Annotated in this window: 11 protein-coding genes and 1 pseudogene; 4 read left to right on the top strand and 8 right to left on the bottom strand. The window is 74.8% G+C overall.

Annotated elements, in window-relative coordinates; all coding sequences use genetic code 11:
* Positions 1-77 precede the first annotated feature (77 nt).
* The 4 genes and pseudogenes from recN to K4S16_RS07245 form a co-directional block, all read right to left on the bottom strand.
* Positions 78-1,784 (bottom strand): DNA repair protein RecN, encoded by a 1,707-nt coding sequence (recN, locus tag K4S16_RS07260; protein ID WP_149258099.1) that lies wholly within the window; start codon positions 1,782-1,784, stop codon positions 78-80.
* A 211-nt stretch (positions 1,785-1,995) separates the two neighbouring features.
* Positions 1,996-2,883, bottom strand: a pseudogene (locus K4S16_RS07255) (NAD kinase); the annotation flags it as partial.
* A gap of 112 nt (positions 2,884-2,995) precedes the next feature.
* Complete coding sequence (locus K4S16_RS07250; RefSeq protein ID WP_149258097.1) at positions 2,996-3,799, bottom strand: TlyA family RNA methyltransferase; 804 nt, start codon at positions 3,797-3,799, stop codon at positions 2,996-2,998.
* On the bottom strand, positions 3,792-4,040 hold the full coding sequence (locus K4S16_RS07245; protein ID WP_149258096.1) for a hypothetical protein: 249 nt from the start codon (positions 4,038-4,040) through the stop codon (positions 3,792-3,794). The genes K4S16_RS07250 and K4S16_RS07245 overlap by 8 nt, the downstream gene beginning before the upstream one ends.
* Positions 4,041-4,154: 114 nt before the next feature.
* On the opposite strand from K4S16_RS07245, the gene K4S16_RS07240 reads away from it, so the two are divergent.
* Complete coding sequence (locus tag K4S16_RS07240) at positions 4,155-4,496, top strand: SCP2 sterol-binding domain-containing protein (RefSeq protein WP_149258095.1); 342 nt, start codon at positions 4,155-4,157, stop codon at positions 4,494-4,496.
* 28 nt (positions 4,497-4,524) lie between these two features.
* Here K4S16_RS07240 and K4S16_RS07235 read toward each other — a convergent pair whose 3' ends face one another.
* Positions 4,525-5,526 carry an HAD-IIA family hydrolase gene (locus tag K4S16_RS07235; protein WP_149258791.1) on the bottom strand — a complete coding sequence of 334 codons (1,002 nt, stop codon included), beginning with the start codon at positions 5,524-5,526 and terminating at the stop codon, positions 4,525-4,527.
* Positions 5,527-5,582: 56 nt separating this feature from the next.
* Positions 5,583-6,026: a tetratricopeptide repeat protein gene (locus K4S16_RS07230; RefSeq protein WP_149258094.1), complete on the bottom strand. Its 444-nt coding sequence runs from the start codon at positions 6,024-6,026 to the stop codon at positions 5,583-5,585.
* A 72-nt stretch (positions 6,027-6,098) separates the two neighbouring features.
* On the opposite strand from K4S16_RS07230, the gene K4S16_RS07225 reads away from it, so the two are divergent.
* On the top strand, positions 6,099-7,448 hold the full coding sequence (locus tag K4S16_RS07225; protein ID WP_149258093.1) for a DUF1015 family protein: 1,350 nt from the start codon (positions 6,099-6,101) through the stop codon (positions 7,446-7,448).
* 7 nt (positions 7,449-7,455) lie between these two features.
* On the top strand, positions 7,456-8,394 hold the full coding sequence (locus K4S16_RS07220) for an MBL fold metallo-hydrolase (RefSeq protein ID WP_149258092.1): 939 nt from the start codon (positions 7,456-7,458) through the stop codon (positions 8,392-8,394).
* Positions 8,395-8,418: 24 nt separating this feature from the next.
* Here K4S16_RS07220 and K4S16_RS07215 read toward each other — a convergent pair whose 3' ends face one another.
* On the bottom strand, positions 8,419-9,591 hold the full coding sequence (locus tag K4S16_RS07215) for an alkaline phosphatase PhoX (protein ID WP_235036638.1): 1,173 nt from the start codon (positions 9,589-9,591) through the stop codon (positions 8,419-8,421).
* Positions 9,592-9,696: 105 nt separating this feature from the next.
* Entirely contained in the window at positions 9,697-10,665 is a 969-nt protein-coding gene (locus tag K4S16_RS07210) for a hypothetical protein (protein ID WP_235036717.1), read from the bottom strand.
* 6 nt (positions 10,666-10,671) lie between these two features.
* Between K4S16_RS07210 and K4S16_RS44975 the strand changes: the two genes are divergently transcribed.
* On the top strand, positions 10,672-11,961 hold the full coding sequence (locus K4S16_RS44975; protein WP_200841826.1) for a hypothetical protein: 1,290 nt from the start codon (positions 10,672-10,674) through the stop codon (positions 11,959-11,961).
* Positions 11,962-12,056: the final 95 nt, after the last annotated feature.

Below are 12,056 nucleotides of genomic sequence, written 5' to 3'. Positions count from 1 at the left end.
GCGGCGGCCCGCGGCGGCGCCGACAGGGTCCGATGTGGGTCTGACGTGCGGTCTGACGTGGGATCCCGGGGCCGCCGCTACCGTTCCTCGGCGGCCATGGCGAGCAGCTCCTCGGCGTGCGCGCGGCCGAGCTCGGAGTCCTCCAGGCCGGCCAGCATGCGCGAGAGCTCCCGGACGCGGCCCTCCCTGTCCAGGGCGGTGACGCCGCTGCTGGTGACGGTGCCGTCGTCGGACTTCTCCACCAGCAGGTGCTGGTCGGCGAACGCGGCGACCTGCGGCAGGTGCGTGACGACGATCACCTGGGCGTTGCGGGCCAGCCGCGCCAGCCGCCGCCCGATCTCCACCGCGGCCTTGCCGCCGACGCCCGCGTCGACCTCGTCGAACACGAACGTCGGAACGGGGTCGGCGCCCGCGAACACGACCTCGATCGCCAGCATCACGCGGGACAGCTCGCCGCCCGAGGCGCCCTTGTGCAGCGGCAGCGGCGGCGACCCCGGGTGCGGGGCGAGCCGCACCTCGACCTCGTCGACGCCGTGGGGGCCGTGGTCGCCGGTCGGGGTGACGGTGACGACGACGCGGGCGTGCGGCATCGCCAGCGCGGTCAGCTCCTCGGTGACGGCCTCGGAGAACCGCTCGGCGGCCCGGGTCCGGACCGCGGTCAGCTCCGCGGCCTCGGCGGCGAGGCGCTCGGTCAGCTCGGCGTGCTCGGACCGCAGCTCGTCGATGCGGTCGTCGTCGCCCTCCAGCTCGGCGAGCCGGGCCGCGGACCGGCGCGCCCACTCCAGGACCTCGGTGACCGTCCCCTCCGTCCCGCCGTACTTGCGGGTGAGCGCGGTCAGCTCGGCGCGCCGCTCCTGGACGGCCGCGAGCCGCGCCGGGTCGGCGTCCACGGACTCGGCGTAGGACGCCAGGTCGGTGCCGACGTCGGAGACCAGGTAGCCGGCCTCGGCGAGCCGGTCGGCGAGGGCCGCGAGCTCCGGGTCGTGGTCGCGGACGGCGTCCAGCGCGTTGCGGGCCTGGCCGAGCAGGCCGGTCACGTTCGCGGCCTCGAACGCGGCGGCAGGGTCGCCGAGCAGGGCCTCGTGCGCGGTGTCGGCCGCGCCGCGCAGCGCGTCGGCGTGCCCGAGGCGCTCCTCCTCGGCGGCGAGGTCGGTGTCCTCGCCGTCCTTGGGGTCGACCTTCTCGATCTCCTCCAGGCCGAAGCGGAGCACGTCCGCCTCCTGGGCCCGCTCGCGCGCCCGCGTGGTCAGCTCCTCCAGCAGCGCGCTGACCTGGCGGTGCCGCTGGTAGGTCTTGGTGTAGGCGCGCATCGGCTTGGTCAGCGAGCCGCCCGCGTACCGGTCGAGCGCGCCGCGCTGCCGCGACGACTGCAGCAGCCGCTGCTGGTCGGACTGCCCGTGCACGGCGACCAGGTCGTCCGCCAGGGTGATCAGCACGCTGACGGGGACGGACCGGCCGCCGAGGAACGCGCGGGACCGGCCCTCCGCCGACACCGAGCGCGTGACGATCAGCGCGCCGTCGTCGAGTTCGCCGCCGGCGTCCTCGACCCGCTCGACCACGCGGCCGCCCGGGTCGACGACGATGCGGCCCTCGACCGTGGCGCGTCCCGCGCCGGGCCTGACCCGCTGCGGGTCGGCGCGGCCGCCGAACATCAGCCCGAGGCTGGTGACCACCATGGTCTTGCCCGCCCCGGTCTCCCCCGTCACCACGTTGAAGCCCGGCGACAGATCGAGCACGGCCTCGTCGATCACCCCGAGGCCCTGGATCCGCACCTCATCGACCATCGGACGCACCAGCGTCACAACCCTCCGCAACCAGATCCCCGATCAGCGCCTGTGGAGATTATCTCCTCTGCCCGTCCGCCGCCTCCCCGTCCGGCCCCGGAGACGCCCCCTCGGGCGGGAAGCCGGGCCCCGGGTAGCCGGCGATGCCCCCGGCCGCCGGGGCGTCCCCGACCTGCGAGTCGCCGAGCGGCGGGGACGGCCGGGACGGCTGGCGGACCCGGCCGCGCCAGCCCGTCACGGGCAGCCCGAACTTGGTGACCAGCCGGTCGGTGAACGGGGTGAGGTGCAGCCGCGCGAGCCGGACCGGCTCGGCGCCGCGGCGGACCTCGACCCGCGCGCCCGGCGGCAGGTCGAGCGTGCGCCGCCCGTCGCACCACAGCACCGCGCGGGGCGTGTCGGGCAGCACCTCCACCGCGACCGACGAGCGCGGCGAGACCACCAGCGGGCGCGCGAACAGCGAGTGCGCGCTGATCGGCACGACGAGCATCGCCTCCACCTCCGGCCACACGACCGGGCCGCCGGCGGAGAACGCGTAGGCGGTGGAGCCGGTCGGGGTGGCGCACACCACACCGTCGCAGCCCCAGTTGGACAGGGGCCGGCCGTCGATCTCGGCGACGACCTCCAGCATCCGCTCCCGCTCGGCCTTCTCGATGCTGGCCTCGTTCAGCGCCCACGTCGTGCCGAGGACGGTGCCGTTGCGGCGGGCGGTGACGTCGACGGTCATGCGCTCCTCGACGTCGTAGCGGCGGGTCACGACCCGGTCGACGGTGGCGGCGAGGTCGTCGCGCTCGGCCTCGGCGAGGAACCCGACATGGCCGAGGTTCACGCCGAGGAGCGGGGTGCCGGAGCTGCGGGTCAGGTCGGCGGCGCGCAGCAGCGTCCCGTCGCCGCCGAGGACCATGACGACCTCGGCCTCGTCGGCGGCCGCCGCGTTGCTGGGCATGACCTCGACGCCCGTGCAGCCGATGTCGTCGGCCTCGCCGTCCAGGACCCGGACGCAGATCCCGGCCTCGCTGAGCCGCTCGATGACCAGTTGGGCGCTGCGGACCGCCTCGGGCCGCCCGGTGTGCGTCACGACCAGCACCGACCTTGTGCTCATGCTCTCGCCCCACTCCCCGACGCTCTCCGGCGTACAGACGTCTGGACGAACGCCCCCGCGCGGGGGGTTCCCGGTTCGGACGCCCTCTGTACGCGCGGCGCGGCGCCGCCGCTCACTGCGGGCCCTCCGCGATGGCCTTCGCCAGGGCGTCCTCGTCCAGCGGAGGGGCTCCCGCGCGCAGCCACAGGAAGTACTCCACGTTGCCGGACGGCCCCGGAAGCGGGCTCGCCGCCACCCCGAGGACGCCGAGGCCGAGGGTCGCCGCGTGCCCGGCCACGCCGCGCACGGCGTCGGCGCGCAACTCCGGGTCGCGGACGACGCCGCCCGCGCCGACGCGGTCCTTGCCGACCTCGAACTGCGGCTTCACCATGACCGCGTAGTCGGCCTCGGGGGCCGCGCACCGCTGGACCGGCCCGAGGACGAGCTTCAACGAGATGAACGACAGGTCGCCGACGACGAGACTCGGCGGCGCGCCGCCGAGCATCCGGGGCTCCAGGTCGCGGATGTTGACCCTCTCCATGACGGTGACCCGGTCGTCGGTGCGCAGCGACCAGGCGATCTGCCCGTACCCGACGTCGACCGCGTACACGTGCGCGGCGCCGGCGCGGAGCAGGACGTCGGTGAACCCGCCGGTCGAGGCGCCCGCGTCCAGGCAGACGCGGCCCTTGGCCTCCAGGCCCTGGAACGCCTCCAGCGCGCCGGCGAGCTTGTGGCCGCCGCGCGACACGTACTCGGGGCCGCCGCCGGCGTCGGCCACGACGATCGCGGACCCGGTCTCGACCTGCGTGGCCGCCTTCGCCGCGGTCTGCCCGCCGACGCGGACCCGCCCGTCGGCGATCAGCTGCCCGGCCTGCTCGCGCGAGCGGGCCAGCCCGCGGCGCACCAGTTCGGCGTCCAGGCGGCGCCGGCTACTCACGGGGGCGCAGGGCGTCGGGGAAGGCGGGCCGGGGCGGCGCGGGCCGCTCGTCCTGGCCGGCGGCCGCGAGGAGCTCCTGGAGCCGCTGGTGGACGTCCTCGAAGACCTCCACGTGCGCGGGGACGGGCCGCCCGCCGAGCTCGCCGAGGAGGGCGACGGCCGCGTCCACGCGCGGGTCGCCGGTCGGGTCGGGCGGCGGCACGGCCGGGAACTCCGGCTCCTCCGCGGCCTCGTCGGACATCACGTTTACCTCCCAGTGCTCCCGGAGCGCACGCGACGAGTCGCCTCCGGCTCACCATGAACGCTACCGTCCCTGAACGACATCGATGCCGGACGAACGGGGAACGGCCTGACCATGGCGAACGAGGAGGAGTGCCGTGCGGCGCTGGAGCGTATCGCGGCGCGCCTGGGGGAGGTCGACGCCGACCGGCTCGCCGAGCACGTCGTCGAGCGGACGATCAGCTGCCGTGTCGCGGACCTCGGGCTGGCCTACCGGACCCGGCTCCACGGGGGCGGCCTCGACCCGTTCGAGCACGACGACGACCCCAGGGCCGCGCAGGTGCGCCTCACCGTGGAGAGCGACGACCTCGTCGCGATGGCGTTCGACGAGCTGAACCCGGCCAAGGCGTGGACCGCCGGCCGCCTGAAGATCGAGGCGAGCATCTTCGACCTCCTCCGCCTGCGCAAGCTCCTCTGACCGCGGCCTTCCCGCAGGGCCCAGGCCTTCAGAGCGAAAGGGTCTCCAGGGCCTCGGTGAACGCCTCTGCCGGCGGCGGCTCCTCGCTCTCCCAGGCGGCGGAGGCGAGGGCGCGGAGGCCGTCGTAGGGATCGCCGGATCCGCTGAGCGCGAACGTTCCGCCGTCGCGCTGCGCCGTCCAGCCGCCGCAGCGGTGGGCGCCGCCCTCCCGGACGGTCTCGGGATGCGGCACGAGCAGGCCGGAGAGGTCGGGCGCGAGATAGGTGGGGCGCCGGTGGGGCGGGGCGGTGAGCGCCTGCAGACGGCCGGTGACGCCGGTGAAGACGAGCAGGCTGTCGGCGCCGCCGTTGAAGGCGCCCTCGATGTCGGTGTCGAGGCGGTCGCCGACCACCAGCGGGCGCTCGGCGCCGGTGCGCAGGATCGACTCCTGGTGCAGCGGCCGCTCGGGCTTGCCGGTGACGACCGGCTCCACGCCGGTGGCGGAGCTGATCACGCGGAGGAGGGCTCCGTTCCCGGGGTGCGGCGGCCCCTCGCCGCCGGGGATGGTCAGGTCGCCGTTGGACCCGACGAACAGGGCGCCCATGCTGACCGCCTGCGCGCCTTCGGACAGCAGCCCGTAGCCGAGGTCGGGGTGGTAGCCCTGGACGACGGCGGCGGGGCGCCGCGACGCCGTCGACACCGGGCGGAGGCCCTGCTGGTAGAGGGCGTGGCGCAGGCCCATGCCGCCCACCACCAGCACCTCCGACCCGGCGGGCAGGCGCTCGGCCAGCAGCCGGGCGGCGGCCTGGGCCGAGGTCACCACGTCCTCCGCCTCCGCGGGGACGCCGACCTCGGTTAGCAGCGCGGCGACCGCCGACGGCGTCCGCGACGCGTTGTTGGTCACGAACGCCAGGCGCTGCCCGGCCGCGCGGGCCTTGGCGAGCGACTCCGCCGCCGCCGGGACGGGCCTGCGGCCGACGTACACGACCCCGTCGAGGTCGAGCAGGGCGACGTCGTACGCCTCGCTCAGGGGGCGTTCGCTGCCTTTCATCGGGCTCCTCATGCCTGGGATCGTACGGGGGTTGTTACCAACGGGTAAGGGGCGGGTCAGCGCCGGGCGGCGAGGGTGGCTCTGGCGTGCTGCAAGGCCCGCGCGTAGTCCTTGTTCTCGGGCCGCATGGCCGCGGCGAGCGCGAGATGCTCGACGGCGGCCTCGAAGTCGCCCATCCGGCTGAGCGAAAGCCCGAGCCCGAACCGCGCGTAGTCCTCGGCGGGCTCCTCCTCCACGATCCCGCGGAAGCTCTCGGCGGCCGCGTCGAACTGCCGTGCCCCGAACTGGGCGCGGGCGAGCGCCTCCCGGATGCTGTGCGACTGCGGTTCGGCCTCGGCGGCCCTGGTCAGCAGCTGGAGCGCCGCCGCGGCGCTGCCCGCCCGCAGCAGCTCCAGGCCCCGCGTGTACCACTCGTAGACGCCGCCCTGCGGCGGGGCCGCGTGCTCGTCCGGGTCGTCGCCTGGGGAATCCTCCGGCCGTCCGGGTCCTTGAGTACTCATGTGGACCTCCCCTCGGACATCGATCACTACGACCGTACCCGCCGCGCCTCCGGACGCCCTCCGCTGAATAGCATGCCCAGCGTGGACGACGACCTCTCCTCCGGCCTGGACCCCGAGGAGTTCAGCGCACGGATCTTCGGGACGGCGGCTCCGCGCACGGGCGGCGGCCTGGAGTTGGCGCCGTTCCGCGGCGTCCGCTTCGTCCCCGAGGTGGCCGGCGACCTGGCCTCGGTGACCATGCCGCCGTACGACCTGATCGACGAGGCGGCGGCGCTGCGGCTGCTGGCGGAGGGCGGCCACAACATCATCCGGCTCAACCTCCCGCGCGCCGCCGGGGAGACCTACGCCGAGGCCGGCCGGCGGCTGCGCCGCTGGCTGGAGCGCGGCGCGCTGACCGTCGACCCCGAGCCGGCCCTGTACGTCTACGAGGCCGCCCGCGGCGCGGCGGTCCTGCAGCGCGGCCTGATCGGCGGCCTCGGCCTGCGCGCGGAGTCCGACGGCGTCGTGCTGCCGCACGAGAACGTCTTCCCCGGCCCGGTCCGCGACCGGCTCGCGCTGATGGCGGCGGCGAACGCCAACCTGGAGCCGATCTTCCTGGTGTACGAGGGCGGCGGCGACGCGGCCGGCGTCGTCGACGACGCCGCGGCCGGGACGCCGCTGATGGAGTTCGACGCCGACGACGGGCTGACCCACCGGCTGTGGCGCGTCACCGACCCCGCCCTGCACGCGCGGGTGGACGCCGACCTCCGCGGCAAGCAGGCCCTCATCGCCGACGGGCACCACCGCTACGCCACCTACCGCGCCCTCCAGGCGCGCCGCCACGCGGCCGGCGACGGCCCCGGCCCCTGGGACGCGGGCCTCGCCCTTCTGGTCGACTCGACGCGCTACCCGCCGCACCTCGGCGCCATCCACCGCGTGCTCCCCGGCCTCCGTCCGGACGTCGCGCTGGACAAGGCGCGCCAGGTCTTCCGCGTGTCCGCCTTCCCGGACGAGGAGGCGGCCCTGGGCGCCCTCGCCCGCGCGGAGGGTCCCGCGTTCCTCCTCGGCGGCGGCGACTCCCTCCACCTGCTCACGGGCCCGGACCCGGACGCCCTGCGCGACGCCATGCCGTCCGGGCACTCGGCGCGCTGGTCCGCACTCGACACCGCCGTCCTCGACCACCTCCTGATCGGCGGCGTATGGGGCGTCCCGGAGAACGAGAACACCGTCGAGGTGGTGCACGACGACCCGTCCGCGGCCGTCGCCCGCGCCCGGCGCAGCGGCGGAACGGCCGTGATCCTCAACCCGCTCCGGGTGGAGGACGTGCTGGCCATCGCGGGCGGGGGCGAACGCGTGCCGCGCAAGTCGACCTCGTTCGGCCCCAAGCCCCGCACGGGCCTCGTCCTGCGGCTGCTCGACCCCGACGCCCCGCGGAGGCCATGATCGGGGAATGGACACCACGACCACCATCACGCCGCTCGGCGGAGACGTCTACGAGATCGACACGCGGATGGCCGGGTACTCCGGCATCACCGCCGGATATCTGATCCTCTCCGACCGGCCATGCCTGGTGGAGCCGGGAACGTCCGGCTCGGCGCCCGTCGTGCAGGCCGCGCTGCGGGAACTGGGCGTCGGACCCGGCGACCTGGCGAGCGTGGTCGTGACGCACATCCACCTCGACCACGCGGGCGGCGTCGGCGACATCGCCGGGATGTACCCGCGGGCGGAGATCGTCGTCCACGAGAAGGGCGCGCGGCACCTGGCGGACCCGTCCCGCCTCATGCGCAGCGCCCGCATGGTCTACGGGGACAGCCTCGACACCCTCTTCGGCGAGCTGAAGCCGACGGACGCGGCCCGCATCCGGGCCGTCGAGGACACCGGCGTGATCGACCTCGGCGGCGGGCGGCGGCTGGAGTCGCACTACTCCCCCGGCCACGCCAAGCACCACGTCGGGCTGATGGACTCGCAGACCGGCGACCTCTACGTGGGCGACGCCGCGGGCATCTACATCCCGGAGACGGCCGACGTGCGGCCCGCCACGCCTCCCCCGGACTTCGACCTCGACACGGCGCTGGAGTCGCTCGGCAAGTTCCGGTCCCTGGGCCCGCAGCGCCTGCTGTTCGCGCACTACGGGCCCGTGCAGGAGGTCCAGGACACGCTGGAGCGCTCCGCGGAGGAACTGCGCATCTGGGTGGACGCCGTCCAGGACGCCCACGACCGGGGCCTCGACCTGGACCACGCCGTCGCCATGGTCGTCGACCGCACCAGGGACCGCTACGCGATCACCAAGGACGGCGTCGATCCGGAGCTGGCCGCCAAGTACGAGGTCCTGAACAGCACCGAGAGCAACGTCGCCGGGATCATGCACGCCCTGAGCAGGCACGCGTGACGGCACCCGGCACGCCGGGGCCCGTCAGCGGCGGAAGGGGCCGGTCACCTCGAAGGTGCAGCCGTCCGTCCCGGCGATGAACCCGCTCTTGCCGCGCTGGGAGGAGAAGTACAGGCGCGACCCGTCCGGGCTGAACGCGGTCCCGGTGATCTCCGACTCGTCGTGGCCGACGACGCGCAGGAACGGAGTCACGATCCCGCCGGTCGTGATGAGGTTGATCTCCATGTTGTCGCCGTCCTCGGCGACGTAGAGGTCACCGGACGCCGTCGCGGTCACGGCGTCGACGCCGTGCAGCGGGGCCTCGCCTGTGGTGACGAGGTCGTCGTCATAGGCGATGTCCAGCCGCCCGCCCGCCGCGTCGTACGCCCACACGCGGTTGTCGCCCTTGGTGGTGAAGTAGCAGACGCCGTGCGTGTAGTAGCAGCCCTCGCCGCCGTCGAAGCGCATGGCGCCGTCCACCTGGTCCCGGGTCGGTGTGAGCCAGACCTCGGGGTTCGGCACCTTCGCCCACTGGACGGGCCCCGTCCCGGAGCCGACCAGCACTTCGAGCGTGCCGGACGACAGGTCGCCCCACGTCCGGGGCCGGAACCTGTAGAAGCAGCCGTCCGGCTGGTCCTCGGTGAGGTAGACGACCTTCCGCTCGGGGTCGGAGGCCGCCGCCTCGTGCTTGAACCGGCCCAGCGCCGGGCGGGCGACCGCCCCCTTCTGGCCGCGCGGGTCCGTCTCGTGGACGAGGCCGAGGTCGTGCTCCTCGCACGACAGCCACGTGCCCCACGGGGTCGCCCCGCCGGAGCAGTTCAGCGTCGTGCCGTTCAGGATCCGGTACGCCGAGGCGACCTTCCCGGACGCGTCGAACCGCAGGGCCGACACGCCGCCGACGACGGGCACCTCAGAGTTGCTGACATAGATCCAGCCGTCGCCGTCGCCGTCGCGGAAGCAAGCGCCCCCGTCCGGGGCGGGATGCCACGTGTACCTCGTCCCCTCGACGCGCTGGAGCGAGCGCGCCACGACCCGGCTGGTGAACCCCTCCGGCAACTGCACCCCGTTGCCGTCCGCGGGCCGCAGCGGGCCGTAGGGGCTCGGACCGGGCTGGGCCGGGCCCGAGGCGAAGGCCCGCTGCCACAGCGCGCCCGAGAAGGCGGTCGTCCCGCCCGCGACGGCGGTGGCGCGCAGGAACGTGCGTCGGTCCAGGGGCATGGCAACTCCAAAGAGTCGATCACCGCCGGACGCGTCCGACGGCCCCCCGAACGGCGCGGTCCCGTGAATATCCGGGAAACCTACCCGCCAGTCAAGTACCGGCCGTCATTCCTCCGGCGCTGGCCGCTCCTCGTCGGCCTGCCTCGGCTCCAGGAACAGCATCGGGGCCTGCGGGGCGCTCTCGTCCGTCGTCTCCCGCACCTCGGGCTCGGCGGGCCGGAACTCGATGTCCGTGGCCGACGCCTCGCCCGGCTCCCGCGGCTCCTCCGCGTCACCGTGTTCGGCCTCGGGCACGTCGACAGGCTCGGTCTCCCCCGCCTCTACGGCATCCTCGGCCTGAACACCGTCGATCTCCCCTGCCTGGACGCCGTCGGCCTCCCCTGCCTGGGCGCCGTCGGCCTCATCCGCCTGAACTTCGTCGCTCTCCTCGGCCTGGAGGTCGTGAGTGTCCTCCACCGCAACGTCGTGGGTCTCCTCCATATGGACGTCGTCGGTGTCCTCCTCCTCGGTGTCGAGGATGTGGAGGCCTTCGAGTTCGGCGTACCGTTCGGCGGCGTCGGTGTCCCCGTCCCGGTCGGCAGCGGCGGCCCGCGCGAACCAGTCGGACGCCTCGCTTTCGCGTCCCGCCTCGACGAGCGCGTCCGCGTAGGCGTAGAACAGCCGCACCGACCACGGGCGGAGCCGCCGGTCGCGCAGTTCGGGGATCTGCAGGGTGACCACGGCCGCGTCGGTCTGGCCCATGTCGCGCCGCACGCCCGACTCCACGATGCGCAGTTCGACGCGCCCCATCGGGTCGAGCTTCTCCGCCTCCGGCGACTTGATCAGGTCGAGGGCGCGCTCGGGCCGCCCGAGACCGCGCTCGCAGTCGGCCATCAGTGGCAGGTAGGAGTGGTCGCCGGCGCCCAGCCGCCGCGCGGCCCGCAGCTCGGCGAGCGCCTCCGCCCACTCTCCCGCGTGGTACGCCGCGATCCCGGCGGCCTCCCGGACGATCCCGACGCGGGACGCGAGCCGCCGCGCCGCCTTGGCGTGCCGGTAGGACTGCTCCGGCTCGTCCTCGGCGAGGCGGCCCGCCATCACCAAGTGCCGGGCGACCTTCGTCGCCAGCTCCTTCGGCAGGGTGCGCAGCTCCTCGCGCGCCTCGACGTCCAGCTCGTCGCCGGTGACGTCCTCGGGCAGCAGCGGATCGTCGTGCTTGGGCGCCGGCCGCTCACGCTCCTCGTACCGTGCGGGCCGTTCCCCGCGATCGCGAGGCGGTCCGTAGGAGCGCCCGCCGTCCTGGGGGCGCCGCGGCCCGCCGCGGCCCTTGAACGGCTTCTCACGGTCTCCGGGACGCCCTTCGCGTCGGCCTTCGAACCGCTGCCCGCCCGTACGGCGGTCGTCGCGGTCATCACGGCGGCCCCGGAACGGACGGTCCTGAGGACGCCCCTCAGTGCGCCGCTCGCCCTGACCGCCGCGGCCCTGGAACCCGCCGGGACGCCCTTCACGGCGCGGCCCGCCGCCCTGGCCCGCGCGGGGCCCGCGGCTCTCGAAGGGCCGCCCTTCCCGCCGCTCGCCGCGCTGCCCAGAGAAACGATTGTCCCTGCGCTCACCGCGCTGCCCGGAGAAGCCGCTGTCCCGACGCTCCTCGCGCTGGCCCGAGAACCGGCTGTCGCGACGCTCACCGCCCTGACCGGAGAACCGGCCTTCCTTGCGCTCGCCACGCTGCGCGGAGAAACGGCTGTCCCGACGCTCGCCACCCTGGCCAGAGGGCCGACCGTCCCGACGCTCATCGCGCTGGCCGGAGAAACGGCTGTCCCGACGCTCGCCGCCTTGGCCCGAGAACCGGCCCTCCTTGCGCTCACCGCGCTGCCCGGAGAACCGACTGTCCCGACGCTCATCGCGCTGGCCCGAGAATCGACTGTCCCGGCGCTCACCGCCCTGACCAGAGGGTCGGCTGTCCCGACGCTCGCCGCCCTGACCGGAGAACCGGCCTTCCTTGCGCTCGCCGCGCTGGCCCGAGAACCGGGTGTCTCTGCGCTCACCGCCGCGCTGGCCGCCGAAGCGACTGTCCGAGCGGCCCTCACGGGATTCGGGACGCCCCTCCTCGGAACGCTTGAAAGGGCGGCCGGGCTTGCGGTCATCGCGCTTACCGCGCGCGTCCCGCTCCTGCCCGCCGCCAGGACGGCCGCGCCCGCCCTGCGGGCCACCGGCGCGGAACGCCCCGCCGCGAGGACCACCGCCCTTGCGGGCCCCGGGCCCTCCCTGGCCGCCGCGGGAACCGCCCCCACGCCGGGCCGGCGTGTTCCGCCGCCCGTTGTCGCCCCGCCGCTCGCGGCTGTCGTCGCCGCGGCCGTCCTCTTCCGCGCTCATCACGTCCGTCACTGTTCTTGATGTGGTTCGGTGGACTCTTCAGCCTACTTTGGCCTGGCCACGACATGCGTCGAGGGCCGCCCCGCACAATCCGGGGCGACCCTCGACCAATTCAA

The organism is Actinomadura sp. K4S16 (genome assembly GCF_008327685.1).
Classification (GTDB): Bacteria; Actinomycetota; Actinomycetes; order Streptosporangiales; family Streptosporangiaceae; genus Spirillospora.
Note: the sequence above shows the minus strand (reverse complement) of the source record. Positions and strands in the feature narration are given on the sequence as shown.